The organism is Flavobacterium frigidum (assembly GCF_048286795.2).
The window spans coordinates 122,857-145,438 of sequence record NZ_JBLVPT020000003.1 but is presented as its reverse complement, the minus strand read 5'-3'; the positions used below and the strand labels follow the sequence as shown (position 1 = coordinate 145,438).

15 protein-coding genes are annotated in these 22,582 nt (G+C 36.0%); 9 read left to right on the top strand and 6 right to left on the bottom strand.

Annotation, left to right across the window (positions count from 1 at the left end; genetic code table 11):
- Positions 1-51: 51 nt before the first annotated feature.
- Entirely contained in the window at positions 52-180 is a 129-nt protein-coding gene (locus ACNQGB_RS05835) for a hypothetical protein (protein ID WP_472777081.1), read from the bottom strand.
- A 565-nt stretch (positions 181-745) separates the two neighbouring features.
- Between ACNQGB_RS05835 and ACNQGB_RS05830 the strand changes: the two genes are divergently transcribed.
- The 8 genes from ACNQGB_RS05830 (at position 746) to acs (ending at position 11,771) form a co-directional block, all read left to right on the top strand.
- Positions 746-1,165 (top strand): IS1/IS1595 family N-terminal zinc-binding domain-containing protein, encoded by a 420-nt coding sequence (locus tag ACNQGB_RS05830; RefSeq protein ID WP_417946548.1) that lies wholly within the window; start codon positions 746-748, stop codon positions 1,163-1,165.
- Between the two features lie 101 nt (positions 1,166-1,266).
- On the top strand, positions 1,267-2,646 hold the full coding sequence (locus tag ACNQGB_RS05825; protein ID WP_417946550.1) for a porin: 1,380 nt from the start codon (positions 1,267-1,269) through the stop codon (positions 2,644-2,646).
- A gap of 23 nt (positions 2,647-2,669) precedes the next feature.
- Complete coding sequence (locus tag ACNQGB_RS05820) at positions 2,670-4,205, top strand: MFS transporter (protein WP_417946552.1); 1,536 nt, start codon at positions 2,670-2,672, stop codon at positions 4,203-4,205.
- A 100-nt stretch (positions 4,206-4,305) separates the two neighbouring features.
- Complete coding sequence (locus tag ACNQGB_RS05815; RefSeq protein WP_417946554.1) at positions 4,306-4,530, top strand: DUF6814 family protein; 225 nt, start codon at positions 4,306-4,308, stop codon at positions 4,528-4,530.
- A 331-nt stretch (positions 4,531-4,861) separates the two neighbouring features.
- A complete protein-coding gene (locus ACNQGB_RS05810; protein WP_472777080.1) occupies positions 4,862-7,567 on the top strand; it encodes an ATP-binding protein in 2,706 nt (901 codons plus the stop codon).
- A 3-nt stretch (positions 7,568-7,570) separates the two neighbouring features.
- Positions 7,571-7,933 carry a response regulator transcription factor gene (locus ACNQGB_RS05805; RefSeq protein ID WP_417944961.1) on the top strand — a complete coding sequence of 121 codons (363 nt, stop codon included), beginning with the start codon at positions 7,571-7,573 and terminating at the stop codon, positions 7,931-7,933.
- A 17-nt stretch (positions 7,934-7,950) separates the two neighbouring features.
- Positions 7,951-9,849, top strand: coding sequence for an acetate--CoA ligase (locus tag ACNQGB_RS05800; protein ID WP_417944963.1), 1,899 nt, complete (start codon positions 7,951-7,953; stop codon positions 9,847-9,849).
- Positions 9,850-9,863: 14 nt separating this feature from the next.
- Positions 9,864-11,771 carry an acetate--CoA ligase gene (gene acs, locus ACNQGB_RS05795; protein ID WP_417944965.1) on the top strand — a complete coding sequence of 636 codons (1,908 nt, stop codon included), beginning with the start codon at positions 9,864-9,866 and terminating at the stop codon, positions 11,769-11,771.
- A gap of 112 nt (positions 11,772-11,883) precedes the next feature.
- Here acs and ACNQGB_RS05790 read toward each other — a convergent pair whose 3' ends face one another.
- From ACNQGB_RS05790 to ACNQGB_RS05770, 5 genes are all read right to left on the bottom strand, one after another.
- Positions 11,884-14,772, bottom strand: a complete 2,889-nt coding sequence (locus tag ACNQGB_RS05790) for an alpha-amylase family glycosyl hydrolase (protein ID WP_417944966.1) — start codon at positions 14,770-14,772, stop codon at positions 11,884-11,886.
- 174 nt (positions 14,773-14,946) lie between these two features.
- Positions 14,947-15,693 carry a SusE domain-containing protein gene (locus tag ACNQGB_RS05785; RefSeq protein WP_417944968.1) on the bottom strand — a complete coding sequence of 249 codons (747 nt, stop codon included), beginning with the start codon at positions 15,691-15,693 and terminating at the stop codon, positions 14,947-14,949.
- 11 nt (positions 15,694-15,704) lie between these two features.
- The gene (locus ACNQGB_RS05780; RefSeq protein ID WP_417944970.1) at positions 15,705-16,703 is read right to left on the bottom strand and encodes a SusE domain-containing protein; all 999 of its coding nucleotides are present in this window, start codon (positions 16,701-16,703) and stop codon (positions 15,705-15,707) included.
- Positions 16,704-16,724: 21 nt separating this feature from the next.
- Entirely contained in the window at positions 16,725-18,335 is a 1,611-nt protein-coding gene (locus ACNQGB_RS05775; protein WP_417944972.1) for a RagB/SusD family nutrient uptake outer membrane protein, read from the bottom strand.
- A 10-nt stretch (positions 18,336-18,345) separates the two neighbouring features.
- Complete coding sequence (locus ACNQGB_RS05770) at positions 18,346-21,291, bottom strand: SusC/RagA family TonB-linked outer membrane protein (RefSeq protein ID WP_417944974.1); 2,946 nt, start codon at positions 21,289-21,291, stop codon at positions 18,346-18,348.
- A 237-nt stretch (positions 21,292-21,528) separates the two neighbouring features.
- Between ACNQGB_RS05770 and ACNQGB_RS05765 the strand changes: the two genes are divergently transcribed.
- Positions 21,529-22,551, top strand: a complete 1,023-nt coding sequence (locus tag ACNQGB_RS05765; RefSeq protein ID WP_417944976.1) for a LacI family DNA-binding transcriptional regulator — start codon at positions 21,529-21,531, stop codon at positions 22,549-22,551.
- Positions 22,552-22,582 lie beyond the last annotated feature (31 nt).

Genomic DNA, 22,582 nt, shown 5'->3' with positions numbered 1-22,582 from the left:
GTATATTTTTTACAATAGATTCAACAGTAAGAGTGTCATATTACAAATGTGTTACAGTAAAACTACTAAAAAGGTTTGGTTCAATTTACAATTTGGAGCAGAATGATTGCCGTTTTCAAGAATAAATCCTCCTGCTGTACGCTGTATCTCTTCGCTACGCTCCGAGGATGCCGCTTCCATCAGGGCTAAAAATCACGAACTATTTTCCTAATACCGTTTTCACAATCTGAACCTTACGCGAAACGGATCCATTGCAATACATTATTCCCTCAAACAGTTGATCAAGTTAAACTACTAAAATTCCAGAATCTATCGTGCCGCAATGTTATTAAGTTAAGTGTTTATTTGTCATTCCGACGAAGGAGGAATCTCTGTTTGTTGCGCACGTTTGTTGAGATTCCTCCTTCGTCGGAATGACACAATCATAGGGATTATTCCTTAGCTTAATGACATTGACCGCGCGCATACCCCTCGTGCCTATAAACAATATTAGTTATATTCTTTTTATAAAATATCTTTTACATTAAAAATCGTATCAAAACCAATAGAGCGAATTCTTAAACAAATCGATTTCAAGACATACATACAGTTGAAAGTGAAATATTTTGTTTAAAAGGATAAAAATTATCAACCACATACATTTTTTATAATAAAAATGCATCTTTTATTAATTTAAAACAGATTACTTGGACAATTCATTTTTATATAATTGCTAAATTGCTATATTTATGCAAAATTTATATATATGGAACTTTTAACGTGTCCGAAATGCCAAAATAACCACATTATAAAAAGTGGCATAATAAACAGTAAACAAAGGTACTTATGTAAAAAATGTACCTATTTTTTTACGGTAAATAAAATAGGCAAAAAGATCGATGATTACTATGTAACCAAGGCATTGCAACTCTACCTTGAAGGGTTGAGTTTTCGTGAAATTGAGCGAATTATAGGTGTCTCCCACGTCACTGTAAGCAACTGGGTTAAGACCTTCAACATAAAAAAACCATCGCATGCCAACTACCATCCTACTTATAAGATATTAAGTCATTTAGAGCTTATTGAATACCTTAAAAACAAAGAACAATTATCCGGAGCAGGAATGATTATCACGGAACTTGGCGATAAGTTTATGCTGATAAAATGGGAGCGATTTAAAGATTAACTATAGCAGTTTACACATAAATATATCTAAATTTTTTTTAACAATAAAATAATAGAATTTGGCACTTTATTAACCAACCATTTACTAACCAAATTTTATTTATGAAAAAAATATTTTTTATGGTGGCAGTACTCTTACTGTCACTCAAAGGATTTTCACAAGGCTCCACTGACTATGGCGCTGGATTGAAATTTAACCTGAACGAAGACGGTTCCAAATTCATGCGAGTGATTGCGTGGAACCAAATTTGGTTTCGTTCTGCACAGATGAATCCTGGAACCATGATTGGAGGAGAGCCAGCATCAACTGCAACCGACATTGGTAATCGACGTTTGCGTTTTCTAGCGTATGCTCAAGTATCCAAAAGATACATGATTTTAACCCATTTTGGAATCAACAACCAAACTTTTATTAACGGTGGCGCAGCAGGAACTTCAGGTACTGGTGGCTACGGTGCCGGAAAAAAACCTGGCTTATTCTTTCATGATGCATGGAATGAATATGCAGTTGTATTGCCAGAAAAAGATAAGAAATTTAGTTTTACACTCGGTGCTGGATTGCACTACTACATGGGATTGTCTAGACTAACGATGGCTTCAACGCTAAACTTCTTAACCATAGATGCCCCTATTTTTAACTGGCCTTTAATAGAGAACTCCGATCAGTTTGCCAGACAAGTGGGTTTATTTGCTAAAGGGAAATACGGTAAGTTAGAGTACAGAATGAGTTATAATAAACCGTATGCTACAAATTTAGTTCCTACTAATGTAACTGTGGCCGATGATGCAGTAGCGGTTGACAATAGTGGCAACACTAAATGGTCTAAAGCGGGTTATTTTGAGTATCAATTCTTAGAGCAAGAAGCCAATGTATTGCCTTTTAAAGTAGGTAGCTATTTAGGAACTAAAAAAGTATTCAACATTGGCGCTGGTTTTTACACTGCTCCAGATGCAACTAAATCTTCTGTAAACAGCACTATCAACAAACATGACATCAAACTTTTCTCTGCCGATGTTTTTCTTGATATGCCTATTGGAAAAAAAGAAAACAAAATGGCCGTTACAGCTTACAGTGTATTATATGATTATGATTTTGGTCCTAATTATTTGCGTAATGTTGGTATTATGAATATTGGCTCAGTAGATCCAAATTTCACAGGGAGTAGAGCTATAGCAGGAGCTGGAAATGCACAGCCAACAATGGGATCCGGAAATATTTGGTACACACAAGCAGGCGTTTTATTACCATGTAAAGACGCAAAACCTAAAATTCGTGTCCAGCCTTTTGGTGCTGTTACCTATAAAAACTTTGATGCTTTGGAACAATCAAGCACACAGTTTGACGTAGGATCTAACTTTTTCCTAGATGGACACCATGCCAAAATAACGGCACAATATTCTACTAGACCCGTATACACCTCTCTAACAAACCGCTCAGGATCATTAGGAGACTTCATAGTACAACTTCAAATTTATCTTTAATCAATTTTTTAAAATAACAATACATGAAAGAAAAATCAACAAAAGGAATTTGGAAAGTTATTTCCGCATCCTCAATGGGTACTATGATCGAATGGTATGACTTTTACATCTTTGGAAGTTTAGCCGTTGTAATTTCAACTAAATTTTTCCCTTCGGATAATCCAACAGCGGCTTTCCTGTCAACTTTGGCAACATTTGCTGCAGGGTTTGTAGTTAGACCATTTGGAGCCCTTTTCTTTGGTAGATTAGGCGATTTAATTGGAAGAAAATATACGTTTATGGTTACGCTTTTATTAATGGGTGGAGCAACTTTCCTTATAGGCTGTATCCCAAGTTATGAAACTATTGGATTCATGGCTCCTTTATTAGTATTAATTCTTCGTTTATTACAAGGTCTTGCACTGGGTGGTGAATATGGCGGAGCCGCAACCTATGTGGCCGAGCATGCTCCTGTAGGACAACGAGGATATTGGACTTCTTGGATTCAGACTACTGCAACGGTAGGTTTGTTCATCTCTTTGATGGTGATTCTTGCTACAAGAAATATCTTAACGCCCGAACAATTTGATGAATGGGGCTGGAGAGTTCCGTTTTGGTTATCCATAGTTATGGTTGGAGTTTCGTATTTGATTCGTAAAAACATGGATGAATCACCTGTTTTCGCCAAAGCTAAAAGCGAAGGAAAAACAAGTACAAATCCTTTGAAAGAAAGTTTTGGAAATCGTTACAATATGAAATTTGTATTATTGGCTTTATTTGGAGCTACAATGGGACAAGGTGTTGTTTGGTATACTGGTCAGTTTTACGCAATGAATTTCATGAAAACAGTAATGTCCATTGACTCCTCTCAAGTGGATACTTTATTAGGAGTTGCTTTAATTCTTGGAACCCCATTTTTCGTGTTTTTTGGTTGGCTGAGTGATAAAGTAGGTAGAAAATACATTATGATGGGCGGAATGTTATTGGCCATTTTATTATACCGACCAATCTACAAACAAATGTACGAAACCACATCGGTGAAAAACAAAACTGAAATGGTCGAAAAAACTACGGTACTTGCTGAATTGAAAGAAAATAAAAAGCAAACCATGGATTCTATCTATACTACTAACAAAGGGTATGCAGATGGAACAACATTAGTAGAAGTAAAAACGGTATCTTTAGAAAACGGTACAGCTAAAGTTGTAGATGGTAAACCTAAAACAGAAACTAAAACCACTATTAAAATTAACTCCAGTGACAATTGGGCTTTAATATTTTTAGTATTTGTACAAGTAATTTTTGTAACTATGGTTTATGGTCCTATTGCAGCGTTCTTAGTTGAAATGTTCCCGGTAAAAATTAGATACACATCAATGTCATTGCCATATCACGTAGGAAATGGGATTTTTGGAGGGTTACTTCCTGCTATTTCAACCTATTTTGTGACAAATGCAAAAGACTTAGGCCATCCGGAGTTTTACCTGGAAGGACTTTGGTATCCAATTGTTATCGCTGCAGTCAGTTTTGTAGTTGGAATGGTTTACATTAAAAATAAAGATAAAAACGCTCACGAATAAAAACACAACTATGAAATGAGCATTACTGTAATTGGGTCGCAAACACCAATGATGATATGCGAATTACATATGACCGATAAAAAACAATAAAAATCAACATATGAATCAGATAAAAAGACTTTTAGGATTAGTTTGGATTGCATTAGCAGTTGCTACGGCCTACTATTGCATTGACATTTTTGGAGGAAAATTAACCTCCGGCAAACAGGAAGATTTAGTTTTCGGAATAATCATATTTTTCATACTGCTACCGCTTGTGGTTTTAGGACTCGGCACTTTTGGTTATTACTCCTTAATGGGAGATTACGATGAAAAAGACAGTTAACCAAACCATTACCAAAAATAGACAGTCTCTGCATGAATTTGCAGAGGTTGTTTGTTTTTTTTTAATTTAAGCCTTCGATTCTAAAACAGAATTATAACAAAAAGACCAAAGCACATTCCGCTGCAAAACAAACTGCATCACCCTATGAAAAAGAGACATGAACAAAAGTTGGTTATCCTTTCAATGCTAATGTTATTGGCTTTGAATGCGCCTCTTTTGCTGTTATTTGACAGTTCACAACCACTTTTTGGATTTCCAATAATCTATATTTATATCTTCTCGGCTTGGCTGTTTTCAATCGCCATATCGTACCTAATTATAAAAAGATATTATGAATAGCATTGGACTCCTATTAATATTGGTGCTTTATTTGTCGATTCTTTTTTACATTGCCTATTGGTCCGAAAAAAGAAGCCATTCTAAATGGACAAATAATCCCTACATTTATTCCTTTTCATTAGCCGTATACTGTACAGCCTGGACCTATTACGGAAGTATTGGTGTTGCTGCAGAATCTGGTTTGGGTTATTTACCCATTTATTTAGGCCCCATATTAATTATCCCAACGTGGATGATTATTCTTAAGAAAATTATCCGAATTTCGAGAGTAAATAAAATTTCCAGCATTGCAGATTTTATTTCTTTACGATACGGAAACAGCAGATTTCTGGGAGCATTAGTTACCATAGTTTGTATTTCTGGTATTTTACCTTACATTTCCCTACAACTTAAATCGATATCAGATACCTTTCATATTGTTACAAAAACACAAGCAAGTTCAAATATTTTTACTGATACTACAACCTACGTATGTCTTGCTCTAGCCCTTTTTGCCTCCTATTACGGAACAAGATATGTAGACGCTTCCGAAAAAAGACGCGGAATAGTAACCGCCGTGGCTATGGAATCTATCCTGAAGTTAGTTTTCTTTTTGATCGTAGGTATTTATGTTACCTATTTTGTTTTTGACGGTTTTGATGATATTTATCAAAAAGCGGCTGTTCTTAAGGATTTTGACAAAAAAAATACGATTGGCGGCATTACAAACGGAATCAACTGGTTTTTCCTTTGTATTCTATCCATGTTTGCTATTTTCCTTTTGCCAAGACAATTCCACACTGCGATTGTCGAGAACAATAAAGAAAGTCACATCCGAACAGCCATTTGGCTTTTTCCATTGTACCTACTACTTTTCAACCTTTTTGTATTCCCAATAGCATGGGGCGGTAATATTCTCTTTGAAGGAAAAGACCATAATGCAGACACCTATTCACTGCTGATTCCTCAGTTATTTGACAATAATATATTGACAGTGATGGTCTTTCTAGGTGGATTTTCTGCAGCGATTTCAATGATTATCGTTTCGTCTATATCTCTAGCCACAATGTTAAGTAACAACTTATTGATTCCGTATGGCTTTATAGGTTCCTTAGAAAATTCATCTCAAGAAAAAAATAGCAAACGCATCGTAAACAGTCGTAAAATTGGAATTTTTTCTCTAATTATTTTGGCCTATGCCATCTACAGATTATTTATTCTAGACTATTCACTGGTTTCAATAGGCTTAGTAGCATTTGTAGTAATTGCCCAATTAGCGCCCTCCTTTTTTGGCGCTATCTTTTGGCGAAGAGGATCTAAAAATGGCGCTATCACCGGAATTATTCTCGGATTTGCTGTTTGTTTTTATACCTTATTAATTCCGTATGCAACCGGAATGACTAATTCAGTCAGTCTTTTTGTTACCGAAGGACCTTGGGGAATTTCCCTCTTAAAGCCATTTCAACTTTTTGGATTGGATTATTTAGAACCTATTCCGCATGCTGTTTTTTGGAGCTTATTAATTAACATCATGAGTTATGCAGCAGTATCGGTGAGTTTTAAAGGAAATTACAGAGAACGCAATTATGCCGAAATGTTTGTGGATATTGATAAATACATTACCAATCACGAAAACGCTTTTGTGTGGAAAGGGACCGCTTACATCTCGGATATTCAAAAAGTGTTGCAGCGATTTCTTGGCGAAGACCGAACAAAACGAGCGTTGACTATTTTCAATTTAAAATACAACATCGATAAAAATATTACGACTGCCGATGCCCGATTTATAAAGTTTGCCGAAAATTTATTAACGGGTCACATTGGTACGGCTTCCGCCAAAATATTAATATCGAGTGTAGTTAAAGAAGATAAAATCAGTTTGCCCGAAGTATTGCGAATTTTGGAGGAGTCCAAAGAAAACATTATTATCAACAAAAAGCTGACAGATACTTCGAATGAATTAAAAAAAATATCGGAACAACTCAAAAATGCCAATCAGGAACTGGTCAACAAAGACATTCAAAAAGATGAATTCCTGGATACGGTTACTCATGAATTGAGAACACCAATAACCGCAATACGTGCAGCGAGCGAAATCCTTCATGATGATGATGACATTCCGGAAGAATTGAGAAAGCAGTTTTTGCAAAACATCATATCGGAATCCGATCGTTTGAATCGTTTGATTGATAAAATTCTGGATTTAGAAAAATTTGAAACCGGAAAACAAAAGATTTATTTGTCTAAAAACAACATTACAAAAACCATTAAAAACACCTTAGAATCCTTAAATCAATTAATTAAAAATAAAAAAATACACATTGAATTTGATGATTCAAACAAGACAATAAGAGCTTTTTATGACGAAGAACGAATTGTTCAGGTGATTCATAATTTGTTGTCGAATGCCATAAAGTTTTGTTCAGAAACAAATGGAAAAATAGTTATTTCGATACTTGAAAATGAAACCAATATAGAAGTCAAAATTCACAATAACGGTAAAATAATTAAAGAAGAAGATACTGAAGCGATTTTTGATAAATTCTATCAATCCAGAAACCAGAATATCAAAAAACCAGTAGGAAGCGGTTTAGGATTAGCCATTTGTAAACAAATTATAGAACACCATAAAGGAAGCATTTGGAGTGAAAATAATATAACTGACGGAGCCACTTTCATCTTTACATTACCCAATTATAATACAACAGAAAATAGCTGAAAAATGAAGAAGATTTTAATTGTAGATGACGAGCCAAATATTGTAATGGCTCTAGAATATACTTTCAAAAAGAACAATTTTGAAGTTTTTATAGCACGCGACGGCCAAGAGGCTTTAGATATTTTAGAAGTACAACTTCCGGATGTGATTATTCTGGATGTAATGATGCCTATGGTTGATGGTTTTGCCACATTGGAACAAATAAAAAAAGACGAACGATTGCGGCACTGCAAAGTCATTTTCCTTTCGGCAAAAAACAAAGAAAAACACATTGAAAAAGGACTTGCATTAGGTGCAAATTTATATGTGGTCAAGCCTTTTTCAGTCAAAAAATTAGTAGAACAAGTACAGGATTTAATTCAATAAGGAACAAATTCAACACCATGAAATACGAAGAAATTTATACCCGAAGCATCGACCAACCAGAAGCATTTTGGGCGGAACAGGCCGATGAAATTGAATGGTATAGTAAACCGGAAACGATTTTGTCGAAAGATAAAAATGGATATCCACTTTGGTACAAAGATGGTGAATTGAATATTTGTTATCTCGCATTAGACAAGCACATTCAAGACGGACATGGCGACCAAGTTGCCATTATATATGATTCCCCAGTAACACAAACTGTAAAAAAATACACCTATTCAGAAGTAAAAACAGAAGTCGCAAAATTAGCCGGAGGGATGCAATCACTAGGATTGAAAAAGGGAGATACTGCCATAATTTACATGCCAATGATTCCTCAAACTGCATTTGCCATGTTGGCTTGCGCGAGAATTGGAGTGATTCATTCGGTTGTTTTTGGAGGTTTTGCACCACATGAATTGGCAATTAGAATTGACGATTGCAAACCCCGAGCGATTATTACCGCTTCTTCAGGAATTGAAGTCGACCGTTTAATTGCGTACAAACCTTTGGTAGACGAAGCTATTGAACTCGCTTTACACCGACCAAAAAAAGTAATCGTTTTCAACAGAAAATTAGGTGCGAGAATTCCGTTTAAAAAGTACGATGTAGATTACGATGCCTTAGTGTACGGATCCGAAGAAACCGCTTGTGTTCCTGTGAATTCGAATCATCCGCTGTATATTTTATATACATCTGGCACTACGGGAAAACCGAAAGGAATTGTAAGAGATACTGGTGGATATGCCGTGGCATTGAAATTTTCCATGAAATACATTTACAATGTAAAAGAAGATGAGACTTTTTGGGCAGCATCAGATATGGGTTGGGCAGTTGGGCACAGCTACATTCTTTACGGACCATTATTAAACCGAAATACAACCATAATTTTTGAAGGGAAACCCATAAAAACTCCTGATGCGAGTACGTTTTGGAGAATAATAGCAGAACATAAAGTAGGTACGATGTTTACGGCTCCTACCGCCATCAGAGCCATCAAAAAAGAAGATCCCGACGGAGAATTCATCAAACAATATGATTTAAGTTGTTTAAAAAATCAATTCTTGGCGGGCGAACGCTGTGATAATGCCACTTTAGAATGGTATCAACAACACATTCCTATTCCTGTAATTGACCATTGGTGGCAAACAGAATCAGGCTGGCCAATGATTGCCAATTCTCTTGGTATTGAAAAAATGCCGGTGAAATCCGGCTCTGCCACAAAAGCAGTTTGTGGATATGATATTCGGATTTTTAATGAACATGGTGACGAATTAAGCGCCAATGAAGAAGGCTTGGTTGTTGTAAGACTGCCATTACCTCCGGGCAATATGTTAGGAATTTGGGAAAACGAGGAGCGTTTCAAAACCGGTTATTTCAGCAAATTTGACGGTTATTATTTATCTGGCGATGGTGGTTACAAAGATGAAGACGGTTATGTTTTCATCACCGGAAGAACGGATGATGTCATAAATGTAGCGGGACATCGATTGTCAACAGCTGAAATGGAGGAAGTTGTTGCTTCCCATCAGTCTGTTGCTGAATGCGCCGTTATTGGAATTCACGATGAGTTGAAAGGGCAAATTCCTTTGGCTTTGGTGGTGACCAAATCAGGAGATGAAATCGAACAGTACCAATTGGAACAAGAAATCATTAAGCTGGTTCGGCAGCAAATTGGAGCTGTAACTTCTTTACGAAATGTAGTTATTGTGCAGCGATTACCAAAAACGCGCTCGGGGAAAATCCTGCGAAAACTATTGCGTAGTATTACAGATGGCGATGAATTTCAGATTCCGTCCACCATTGACGATGAAAGCATTGTGGAAGAAATAATCACCGCATTAAAAAAGTATAAAATAGGCGTTTATAATATTTAATATTTACCAAAATCATGAGTTACTATAAAATTAATAATTTAGAAGAATACTTTAAACATTACAAAAAATCAGTTCGTGAACCCAAAAAATTCTGGGACAAAGTGGCATCTGAAAATTTTACTTGGTACCAAGAATGGGATAAAGTTGTAGACTTTAATATGGCTGAAGCCGATATAAAATGGTTTACTAATGCTAAAGTAAACATTGTAAAAAACTGTATCGACAGGCATCTTGCCAAAAAAGGAGATAAAACTGCTATCATTTTTGAACCAAATGACCCAACAGAGCAGGCGTTGCACATCACTTACAATGAACTGCACGAGCGTGTTTGCAAAATGGCAAACGTACTAAAAGAACAAGGCATACAAAAGGGAGATCGCGTTTGTATTTACCTACCCATGATTCCTGAACTAGCCATCACCACTTTGGCCTGTGCCAGAATTGGAGCGATTCACTCGGTTGTTTTTGCAGGATTTTCTGCTTCGGCTGTGGCGGCTAGAATCAACAACAGCGCATGTAAAATGGTCATCACTTCTGATGGTGGATATCGCGGAAACAAAACGATTGATTTAAAAAGTATTGTTGATGAAGCTTTATTAAATTGTCCCTGTGTGGAGAACGTTTTAGTTGCTAAAAGAATCAACTCAACTATTGAGATGAAAGAAGGTCGTGACCAATGGTTGCAACCACTTTTAGACCAAGCTTCGGACAATAATGTGGCTGAAATCATGGATGCCGAAGATCCATTATTCATCCTTTACACTTCCGGTTCTACCGGAAAACCAAAAGGAATGGTACACACTACAGCAGGTTACATGGTGTATTCTGCCTATACTTTTAAGAATGTTTTTAATTATGAAGACAATGATATTTTTTGGTGTACCGCTGATATTGGTTGGATTACCGGACATTCCTATATTCTTTACGGACCGTTATTGAATGGAGCTACGACGGTAATTTTCGAAGGCGTTCCGTCTTATCCAGATTTCAGTCGTTTTTGGCAGACTATCGAAAAGCATAAGGTCACCCAATTTTACACGGCACCAACAGCCATTAGAGCTTTGGCAAAAGAAAGCATCGAATATGTACAAAGATACCAATTGACCTCTTTGAAAGTGATTGGATCCGTGGGAGAACCCATCAATGAGGAAGCTTGGCACTGGTACAACAACCACGTAGGAGACAAGAAATGTCCGGTGATGGATACCTGGTGGCAAACCGAAACCGGAGGAATTATGATTTCGCCAATTGCTTTTGTAACGCCTACAAAACCTACGTATGCTTCTTTACCATTACCAGGAATCCAACCCGTTTTAATGGATGAAAAACGCAACGAAATTGAAGGCAATCAAGTTACCGGGAGTTTATGTATTAAATTCCCTTGGCCCGGAATTGCCAGAACCATTTGGGGCGATCACCAGCGTTATAAAGACACGTATTTTTCTACCTTTCCAGGTAAATATTTCACTGGAGACGGCGCTTTACGTGACGAAGTTGGATATTATAGAATTACGGGCCGCGTAGACGACGTTGTAATTGTATCTGGTCACAACCTAGGTACAGCACCTATTGAAGATGCTATCAATGAGCATCCTGCAGTTGCTGAAAGTGCTATTGTTGGCTTCCCACATGACATCAAAGGAAATGCCTTGTATGGTTTTGTAATTCTAAAAGAAACGGGGGAATATCGCGATAGAGAAAATCTGAGCAAAGAAATTAATCAACACATATCTGATCACATAGGTCCTATTGCTAAGTTGGATAAAATCCAGTTTGTTTCCGGTTTACCAAAAACCCGTTCTGGAAAAATCATGCGTAGAATTTTACGTAAAATAGCCGAAGGCGATTACTCTAATTTTGGAGATACTTCAACCTTGTTGAATCCTGAAATTGTTGATGAAATTAAAGAGGGTAAAATTTAATTTTAGGTTTTAATTTGTTGTTAAAAAACTGCTTCAGCTCTGGAGCAGTTTTTTTTATACAAAAACGGCTGTCTTTTTAGAGACAGCCGTTTTTCACTAATTCAAAACATTCTTAATTTTTCAATAATTTTAATATCGTCATTTCATTATTTTCATCAAACGCCTTTACAATGTAAAGACCTTGATTCAAATCACTAACTGAAAATTCAGATCCTGCCGATTGATTAGTATCAAAACTTTTTACCAATTGTCCCGTGATAGAAAAAATCTGCACTTTAGAAGCAGTTTCGTTTAAGGTAAAATAATCAGATGCAGGATTTGGATATAAAGCAATTGTAGTTGCTTTTTCGTAATCAGCAATCGCCAATGAAGCGACTTTATTACCATAGATTCTAAATTCTCCTGCTGGTATTGACATTGTTGCATTGACATCGCTAACTACAAAAGAAGTGTTATCCATTAAGTTATACCAAGTTCCAGGATAGGGAAAGCCAGTAGGTACATTTTGAGTTGTGACATTAAAATTGGCCAACACTAAAACATCCTTTAATTGAGTCGATGTCAACGCATTATTCGCAATTTTAATATTCGGTAATAAAGTACTCGTATTGCTAATACTGGCTGTTCCTAAAAACACAGGTTCTGTGGTTTTCATAGTAATCATTTTAGACCAGTCGGTATAAATTTTATTCCTATTACTATCACCGAGCCAATTAGAAGTCCATTGCGGTTGAGGCTTAGTATCTAATTTACAATCACCCGATATACCATCTGAAGAGGTATTCACCGATCCATTGTTACAAGAAAAAATTGATTTTTCCCATCCCAATTCGCCAAATTGCCAAATCATTTTAGGCCCAGGAACTAATAAAGAAACTGCACCTAGAGCAGACATTCTGGATAACGCCACAGACAATGTTTTCACATCATGAGTCGTAGCGGAACCATTACCCGATTGTAGATTATTATACATTAAACGTTCCTCATCATGACTTTCTGCATATCCCATCAAGCGGTGTGCATTAAAACCTCTACTAGATGCAACCATTCTTGAAATATTACCACCGTAGCCCTTTGTTAAATTGTTATAATCGTTGGTCAATATTCCCCACATCACAACTCCTTTGCTAGGCGTTTCATTCAATCTATAATTGGCCCATTGCTGTTCTTCATCATTAGTTCCTAAATGTTCAAAAATAGCATAGTGTGTTGGGTCTAAATTCCAAGAATAATCAGCATATTTTCGTAATACATCTACTCTATCCTGTTGTCTGCTACCCGTGCAATTCTCTTGACCACCAACTACATTAGAAGGACAATTTTGAGTAAACCCTTTGGTTAAATCCCAACGAAATCCGTCAATTTTATATTCTTCTACCCATTGTTTAATGACACGCTGCACATAATTTTGCGTTCTTGCCTGTTGATGATTAAAATCTTCACCTACACTATAGCTGTGCATTGCCGTTGTATTAAAATACGGATTTTCGATAGATGGTGAACCCCAACCATCGCCATCAGAATCGTTCATCCACATTCTGACCATTGGATTTCTTCCAAAAGCATGATTCAGCGCCACATCAAGAATAACTGCAATTCCATTTTGATGACACAAATCGATAAACTCTTTTAACTTATCAGAAGTACCATAGAATTTATCCAAAGCCATGTGAAAAGAGGTATTGTATCCCCAACTCTCATTGCCCTCAAATTCCATTACCGGCATTAACTCAATCGCATTAATTTTCAAATTTTTAAAATAATCAATCTTATTAATTAAGTCTTGGTAACTTCTGTTAGCATCAAAATCACGCACCAACAATTCGTATACCACTAAATTTTCTTTAGCTGGTTTCACAAAATTTGTTGTTGCCGCACTCCAAGTATAAGGAGCTTTTCCTGTTTGTAAAACGGTAACTTCTCTTTCTTGTCCTACTGGATAAGCAGGCAAATTAGGATAACTTGCAGCCGGAATACCTCCATCATCAAAAGGAGATAACACTAAAGTAGAATAAGGATCTGCAGTTTTCACTAAAGAAGGCGTTCCTGTCATAGGCGATTGGTCTACCACCCAATACTGATACGTATACGTAGCAGGAGTGCTTAAACCAGTAAGTTCTAGCCAAAATTTTGTCGAGGCAGGATCTTTTTTCATAGCGTATGCCGCTGTAGGTTGCCAATTATTGAAACTTCCGGCCACATAAACAAAATCTTTAAATGGCGCATCTACAACTAAAATAGCTTTTGTAGCATCGGTGGTATTATAATTAATCCCATCTACTAAACCAGCTGGCAATGCTTCGCTAACCGCATTTGGGTTTACAATGGCGCTGAATTTTTTTGTGATAACTGTAGTTCCTTGTGTAACCTGCAATTCATAATTTTGATTTACAGCAATACTCGTATGATTATATGAGTAGTTCGAAGTAGCAGCATTTGTGTTTAAAGTTGTACCGTTAGCCCTGAGCACATAACTGGCATTTCCGCCAGTATTAGTTGCAGCAATACTCAAACTTCCGCCAGATGTAATTATTGTAGCACTATTTTCTGCAGGAGCAGTTAAGGTTACTTGAAAACTTCCAACTTCAGTTAATATGTCTTGCGATTTTTTATCACCCGTACCGTCTTTGGCTTTGACCAAAAACCCTATTCTACCAATTGCGGTTCTGCTATAGAAAGTAGTTGGTGTAATGGTTTTAGTATAAGTATCCGAACCTGCGTTGTACGTAAAGCGGTTCGCTTCACTGGACGCCGTCCAAGCACCATTAGTAGGACAATCAATAATATTTGCATCATTGATGTCAAAAGACCATGCCCACATATACAAAGCATTTCCAGATACTCCCCAAGCAAATTCATCTACACTACTACCGTTAATAGTAATTGTGATAGAAGTAGTTTCTTCAAAAGTAGGAGGATTAATGCTACTGATAACTGTTTGTTGTTGAGCAAATGCTGTAATTGAGCAAAACAACAACGTTAAAAATATAATTTTTTTCATAAATAATTAGAATTTAAAAGGACCTGATAGGCAAAACTTTACCTATAATTGAGATGATGTACTATTTTTAAAATCAAAAGAGAATATCGATTTTACAAAATACAAGTACACTTTTTTAAAAAAAAGAAGCTGTTACAATAAATGGAACAGCTTCTTTCAGGTTAATCAACAAAATTATAGTTTTGTAACTTTATACGTTTTGGCATTGAAGTCAGCAGTTATTTTGTAAGATCCTGCAACTGTAATTGGAATATTAGCACCATCTGCATCCAATGTTAAATTATTACCATTATCTCCAAAATTAGTACTCCATCCGTCATCTAGTCTAAATTTAAACTCGCCAACTTTCATATTCATAGTAATAGAGTATGTTTTGGTGCTTAAACTGTAGTCTAAATTAGTATCAGAATCCCATCCTGTTATGGTAGCACTTCCTATGATTCCCCAATTAGGCCAAGCTGGATATGGCGTTACTTTAATAGTGTAAAAATTAGAATTTTGAGCAATACTTCCCGAAGTACCAACTGTAGACTTAATACGCACATCGATTGCACTTTCAACAAAAGGAGCAAAACCCGCAGCTAATACCGCAGCATTTAATTCTCCTACTTTAAAATTTTTAAAACGCTCCATAGAAGTTGCAACAACCGTTGGGGCAGCAAATTTAGTTCCTGCTGCAGCAAACTCAATACTATAACTCACGGTGGTAGCAGTACCTGTATAGGCTGCATAATTCCAAACCATGGTTGTTACCATATCATTTGGTTTGTCTTTATCTAAAACGAATGTTAGGCCTGATTTTGGACTTAATAACTGAGGAGCCACACTAGCGGTTAACTCTTCTCTATTTGAAATTTCATCAGTACATGAAACTGATGCTATACTTAAAATAGCAATTAATAATTTAGATATATTTTTCATACTGTTTGTATTTATAATTGTTTAATAGTATAATTCAATCCATTAAAATCAGCCGTGATATAATAATTCCCGGCAGTCTTTACAGCAATATTATCACCTCCTGAATCTAGGGATAAATTGTTTCCATTATCGCCATAATTAGTTCCCCAATCACGATTTAATCTGAATTTAAACTGACCTGCTTTCATTTTCACAGTGATAGAATATTTTTGAGTCGTAGGATTATAATCCATAAGGGTGTCTGCACCCCATCCTGTTGGAGTTGCGTCTCCAATAATTCCCCACGCATTAGTAAGGCGAGTTATTGTGTACGTCTTAGTAGTAAAGTTAGCCGTGATGGTGTAATCTCCTGCAGTTACGGCAATGTTACTTCCACCAGCGTCAAGTGATAGGTTATTTCCATCATCACCAAAGTTAGTAGCCCAACTGTTATCTAATCTAAACTTTAATTCTCCAGTAGTTAAACCAAGTGAAATTGAATAGGTACCAGCTGCAGCATTGTACGTCATATCCGTACTTGCATCCCACCCTTTTGGCGTTGCACTCCCGATAATTCCCCAATTTGGTTGGTAAGGAGTAACCTTTAGTGTAAAAACGTTTGAAACTCCAGCTGATGATTTAACACGAACATCAATAGCGCTCTCCACAACGAAAGGCAAACCCAATGTTTTCGCTACAGCATCAAGAGTCCCAACTGTTACATCCTTAAACAAACTGGTTGTTGGTGTTCCTATTACCACAGGTACAGCAAAATTTGTACCTGCCTTAGCTGCTTCAATAGTGTAGCTTACAGTTGTACCCGCAGTGCTATTTGAAGTGTCATTCCATACAAACGTTGTAGCTAAGTCATTTAACTTAGTCCCTTCTAGAACTAAATTAAAACTAGAAGTAGGAGCCAATAGGGTAATTCCAGTTGCTTTCTCAGCTGCAATTTTAGTTTCAACATCTTCCGTACATGATAAGGTAAGGAAGCTGATGAAAGCAATTACTAATTTAATTGTGTTTTTCATCTTTATAAATTTTATATTAGTCTAATATCCAATGTTTTGTTTCAGATTTGGATTTGCTGCTATTGAAGCTGAAGGAAGTGGAAAAACATTTAAATTGGTTCCAAAGGAAGTTCCGTTAGCAATATTTCCTTTCCAGGCCCAATTATAGCTTCCGCCACCGTATTTATTAAAACGAATTAAATCTTGTCTTCTGTGTCCTTCCCAATGTAATTCTCTAGCTCTTTCATCAATTATGAAGTCTAAATTCACTTGACTCTGATTCACATTTGCAACCGTTGAACCATTGTTAGCTCTCTGTCTTAATGCATTAATATAGGTCAACGATTGCGCTGAAGCAGTATTAGCAGTGTTCGCATTTGTAGCACCATCTTTTCTCATTTGTGCCTCAGCATACATTAAATACGCATCTGCCAATCTAAACAATGGAAAATCAGTATCTACAAATGTTGAGCTTAAACCAGCAACACCTGCACTTGTTTTATTTGAAAATTTATGTAAAATATAACCTTGCGCCGCATTTGTAGGGTCAGCAATATCAATTGATCTTGAACCAGCAGTGTATGTTTTTCTTACATCTGTTGCAAATTGAGATCCATCAAACTTTTCTACTAATTGTTTTCTAATTCTCAAAGCACCTCCAAAACCACCAACACCAAACTCAGCACCATTGCCTTCAAGTGATCCAACTTGACCGTTGATAATGATCGTAGAAGCACCATAGTTTTGTGTTCTGACACCATCCGATTGCAAAGTAAAAATCATTTCAGATGACGTATGGTTATCTGCCTTGAAGTTGTCTAAATAATTAGTTTTTAAAACATAACCCCCAGCAATTACATCAGCACACTTAGCCATACATTCCGTATACTTTGGCGTTCCAATATACACTTGAGCATTTAGATACATTTTAGCTAAGATCATTTGAGCCATCGCTTTATCTAATCTTCCATACTCGTTTGTTCTTGCCGCTTTCAAGTTCGGAATAACTTCATTTAATTCTTTTTCAATAAAAGTAAACAATTGCATTCTATCGTATTGAGGTCCTTTAAAATCTAAAGGATCATTTTCAGTTACAAAAGGTGCTTTCCCAAACAAGTCCATCATATTGTAATAAGCAAAAGCTCTCAAGACACGTACTTCATTTCTGTAAAAATTGATTTCAGCAACATCAGCAGGAGCAGTAATCCCTCTAGAATTTAGTAAGGCAGGCGTAGATTGTCTTAAAAAATCATTGGCAATCGCAACCTCAGCCATAGTTCTACTAAACATTCCTAGTAAAATAGGATTAGCAGCAGTCCACGTATTACGTTGCAATTCAGCTACACCTCCATCATTTTCATACGTCCAGATTACCTCATCAGTAGTCAAGTCTTGTAAATACCACATACACCTTCCAAACTGGCTTGTTCCAGCATCTATTCCTTGTAAAAACGAAGAACCTGCATCACCTGTTCCTGTTAAACTAAGATTTCCATATACTCCAGCAAGTGCTTGTTTGTATCCTTTTGGCGTAGCAAATAATTCTTCAGGAGAAAGAACACGTGGGTCCTCAGAAACTACATCTAAATCACTAGTACACGATTGCAATGCCGCGAATGCGAATAGAACGTAAATAAATTTTATTTTTTTCATGATCTGTTTATTAAAATTTAACATTAACCCCACCTAAAATAGAACGTTGTCTAGGGTATATGGTATTATCAACTCCGTTATTAGCAACCTCAGGATCCAATCCAGAATAATCTGTAATTACAAATACATTTTGCATTCCAGCAAATAATCGTAAAGAAGCTTTCCCTTCCAACCATTTTGGGAATGTATATCCTAATGTGATGTTATCCATTCTTAAAAAAGAAGCATTCTCTACATACAAATCTGATAAAACTACATTTGATGTTGTTGTAAAATCAGTATCTAAAACAGATATTGGAATGTTTCCTAATTGAGAATCGGGTACTAATTGTCTGTATTGTGCTCTTGCAGCATTAACTGCATTAAAAACACGGTTCCCAACACTTGCTCTTAAATTAAAAGAGAAATCAAGATTCTTGTAATTTAAGGTAGATGCAAAACCAAAAATTGCTTTTGGATCTGGATTTTTATAAATATACTTATCATTTGAATTGATTATACCATCAGCATTTGAATCTTCGTAGGCACCTTCAACCGGTTTACCGCTAGCATCATATAGTTGCTTATGTACTAAGAATGAGTTAGGCGCAAAACCTACTTGATGCACTTGACCTTGCGTTCCTGTCCCAGCCAAATTATCTCCTACAAAAATAGAAACAGGATTTAAACTAGTGAGCTTTCTTTCAAAAGCGGTAGCATTAAAATTTAAATTCCAATTTACATCATCTGTTCTTACAACGTCTGTACTTACAGAAAATTCGACTCCTTTTGTTATAAAACTTCCTATGTTTTGCCAAGATCTATTCGAAAAATTACTTCCGTCTGCCGTAGCTACATCTGCTAATAAATCTTTTGAGTCTTTGTAAAACACCTCTACGCTTCCAGAAACCCGATTGTTGTAAAATCCAAAATCTAAACCTGCATTATACGTTGTTGTTTCTTCCCACTTTAAATCCGAACTTTGTCTTGCCGAAACCGCAATAGGCAAAGCAACTGTACCAAAATAATATTGAGAGCTACCGCTTCCTAGATTGTATTGTTGTAAATAGTCATTGTTATTACCAACTTCTTGTTGTCCAGTAATACCGTACCCTACTCTAAATTTCAAGTCAGATACTGTAGTGCAGTTTGGCAGTAAATCTTCCTTTATTTTCCAAGCAAATGCGGCTGCCGGGAAATTTGCCCATTTATTATTTTTATCAAAACGTGAAGAACCGTCTCTTCTAAATGATACAGTTAATAGATATTTATCATTAAGATTCAAGTTAGATCTACCAAAGAATCCAACATTTACTCTATCTATATCAATTGTAGTTCTCGGGAAACCACCTTCAGAAGCTGGTTGTAAATTTGCATCATTTGTGTTTCCTGAAACATAATTGTATGAATCCCATTTTTGATATGAGTATCCTACTGTAGCATCAAAAACAAGTTTATCAAATGTCTTGTTGTACACTAAATAAGCATCCAGCAGCTTGTTTTTTCTTTCGCTTTTTGAAAATTCATTTGTTCCAAAAGGAATATTGTTATTTGCACCTGAGCTAGCAGCAAATCTAGAAGCCGTTTTGGATCTTTCTCCATTGGCTTGATCAAAACCAGCATTTATAACCGCTCTCAAAGCAGGAAAGAAATGAAGTTTATAATCTAATTCAAAGTTACCAAAAAACCTATTATTAATTCCTCTATCAAAAGTTTGCAATAATTGAGCAACTGGATTACGCGGTGATTGAGCAGACAATTCACCGTTGCTAGGTTTGTAATACTCAAAAAAACCGCCATAGATTGATCCAGCACTGTAAATAGGTTGTGTAGGGTCGAATCTAATAGCTGCACCTTCTACTCCATCTGCAAATCTATTTTTCTCGTTAGAGTAATTAGCATTTAACTTTATTTTCAAATGATCTTTAAGAAAAGATGGATTTAATGCTAGACCAACTGTACTTCTATTAAACATATTCGTTAATCGCAATCCTTCTTGATACGTATTCCCTATTGTCAGACGAGTTGGAATCGCATTAAATAAATTTCCTCTCAAAGAAATATTGTTGTCAACAAAATCTGTTTTTCTATAAATCGCTTTTTGCCAATCAGTGTTAGCAGCTCCTAATTTTGATACATCTGCAGGACGTTTTTCTGCAATAATTGCTCGGAAAGCCGCAGCATCAAATACATCTGTGGTTTTAACGAGTTCCCCACTTCCGTATTGAAAGTTGTAATCTACCGCAAGTGTTTTTCCTCCCTTTTTTGTAGTAATGATAATAACACCATTTGACGCACGCGAACCGTAAATTGCGGTAGCAGAAGCATCTTTCAATATAGTCATGGATTCTATAGTACTAGGATTTAATGATGCTAAAATAGAAGTTGAACCAAAGTTTTTGTCTGAGTTATTCTCTATAGGCAATCCATCAATAACAATTAATGGATCATTACTTGCAAATAAAGAGGAACCTCCACGAATTCTAATTTGAGAACCTGAACCTGGAGCGCCACTAGTATTAATGGTCACACCAGCAACTCTACCATTTAGTAAGTTTTCAACAGTAACGTTAGCTCCTTTATTAAAATCTTTAGTACTTAAAACGGTCACTGCTCCTGTGGCATCCTTTTTCTTAACGGTACCGTAACCGACTTGTACTACAACCTCTTTCAATTGATTGGCGTCCTCTTCTAATGTAACATTTAGTGATTTTTGACCAGCATAGCCTACAACGCTATTTTTGTATCCTATGTAAGAAAATAATATTTTATCTCCGTTTTTGACATTTGTCAACTGATATGTACCATCAAAACCTGTTGAGACACCATTAGAGGAACCTTGAACATTTACATTTACACCCGGAAGAGGCTGTCCTGATACTTTATCAACAACAGATCCACCCACAGTATTCTGAGCCAGAATACTAAAAGGGAGTAGCAGTACTAAAATTAACAACTTTTTGTAAATTGTTTTCATACTTTTTGTTTAATTTAATTTAATTTTTTGGTTTAGTTTTAAGTTTAACTAGTACTTCGAATGTTAAATTTATGTAAAATTTAGTATACCCCAACAATAGGAATTCTTATTTGAGTTACGAAAACGTAATAGTGTTGAAAACTTTCTGATTTACATAATTTTTTGTCACTTTAATTATCATTTCTAAAATTTAATTTTATCTTTATTACGAAATAAATTTATTCCCCCCAAAACAATATGAAAAGGAAAATAACGCTGAAACAAATTGCAAAAGAATTAGACGTTTCCATTTCTACCGTTTCAAAATCATTGCGAAACAGCCTTGAAATAGGCGAAGAAACCAGACTCAAAGTGCAGGCTTTTGCCAAATTTTATAATTACAAACCCAATAATATTGCACTGAGCTTAAAAAATAGAAAGACCAAAGCTATAGGAATCATTATTCCTGAAATTGTACACCACTTTTTCTCCACGGTCATCAATGGAATTGAACAAGTTGCCAATGAACACGGCTATAGTGTCATCATTTGCCTTTCGGACGATTCCTTTGACAAAGAGGTTCTTAATATGGAAATGCTCGCTAATGGAAGTATTGATGGTTTTATCATGTCACTTTCTAAGGAGACCCAATTCAGAGGTGATTTTCACCATATTACCGAAGTGATTAATCAAGGAATGCCTGTAGTTATGTTTGACCGTGTAACCAATGATATTCTTTGTGATAAAGTCATTATCGATGACAAACACGCTGCTTACGAAGCGGTACAAAGTTTGATTAATAAAGGACGGAAAAAAATTGCCTTGGTTACCACAGTTGATTACGTATCTGTGGGTAAACTGAGAACCGATGGCTATATCAAAGCACTTCTAGACAACGGAATTCCATTTAATGAGAATCTAATCATAAAAATTGAAGACATTGATACCTGCGAAATCACCATTGGAAAATTATTAGAAGATAAAGCCATTGATGCTGTTTTTGCAGTAAACGAACTTTTTGCGGTAACCATTATCAAAACTGCCAATAAAATTGGGTTAAATGTCCCAAAAGACCTTGCTGTTATTGCCTTCACAGATGGTATTATTTCTAAATATTCTACACCTACTATTTCAACTGTAAGCCAGAATGGAATTAAAATGGGCAATAAAGCCGCCAAAATGTTAATTGAAAGACTCGAATCAGAAGAAGAGGAAGAGGACGAAAATTACAAAACAGAGATAATTGAAACCCATTTGATAGAAAGAGAATCAACTTATTAAACTTTAAATGTTAATTTTTCGCAACTACAAG

Excerpts from the sequence above, each read along its gene's own strand:
- ACNQGB_RS05800 (WP_417944963.1), top strand. The coding sequence starts at position 7,951 with ATGAAATACGAAGAAATTTATACCCGAAGCATCGACCAACCAGAAGCA.
- acs (WP_417944965.1), top strand. The coding sequence starts at position 9,864 with ATGAGTTACTATAAAATTAATAATTTAGAAGAATACTTTAAACATTAC.
- ACNQGB_RS05815 (WP_417946554.1), top strand. The coding sequence starts at position 4,306 with ATGAATCAGATAAAAAGACTTTTAGGATTAGTTTGGATTGCATTAGCA.
- ACNQGB_RS05810 (WP_472777080.1), top strand. The coding sequence starts at position 4,862 with ATGAATAGCATTGGACTCCTATTAATATTGGTGCTTTATTTGTCGATT.
- ACNQGB_RS05775 (WP_417944972.1), bottom strand. The coding sequence starts at position 18,335 with ATGAAAAAAATAAAATTTATTTACGTTCTATTCGCATTCGCGGCATTG.
- ACNQGB_RS05790 (WP_417944966.1), bottom strand. The coding sequence starts at position 14,772 with ATGAAAAAAATTATATTTTTAACGTTGTTGTTTTGCTCAATTACAGCA.
- ACNQGB_RS05780 (WP_417944970.1), bottom strand. The coding sequence starts at position 16,703 with ATGAAAAACACAATTAAATTAGTAATTGCTTTCATCAGCTTCCTTACC.
- ACNQGB_RS05770 (WP_417944974.1), bottom strand. The coding sequence starts at position 21,291 with ATGAAAACAATTTACAAAAAGTTGTTAATTTTAGTACTGCTACTCCCT.
- ACNQGB_RS05830 (WP_417946548.1), top strand. The coding sequence starts at position 746 with ATGGAACTTTTAACGTGTCCGAAATGCCAAAATAACCACATTATAAAA.
- ACNQGB_RS05835 (WP_472777081.1), bottom strand. The coding sequence starts at position 180 with ATGGAAGCGGCATCCTCGGAGCGTAGCGAAGAGATACAGCGTACAGCA.
- ACNQGB_RS05785 (WP_417944968.1), bottom strand. The coding sequence starts at position 15,693 with ATGAAAAATATATCTAAATTATTAATTGCTATTTTAAGTATAGCATCA.
- ACNQGB_RS05765 (WP_417944976.1), top strand. The coding sequence starts at position 21,529 with ATGAAAAGGAAAATAACGCTGAAACAAATTGCAAAAGAATTAGACGTT.
- ACNQGB_RS05820 (WP_417946552.1), top strand. The coding sequence starts at position 2,670 with ATGAAAGAAAAATCAACAAAAGGAATTTGGAAAGTTATTTCCGCATCC.
- ACNQGB_RS05805 (WP_417944961.1), top strand. The coding sequence starts at position 7,571 with ATGAAGAAGATTTTAATTGTAGATGACGAGCCAAATATTGTAATGGCT.
- ACNQGB_RS05825 (WP_417946550.1), top strand. The coding sequence starts at position 1,267 with ATGAAAAAAATATTTTTTATGGTGGCAGTACTCTTACTGTCACTCAAA.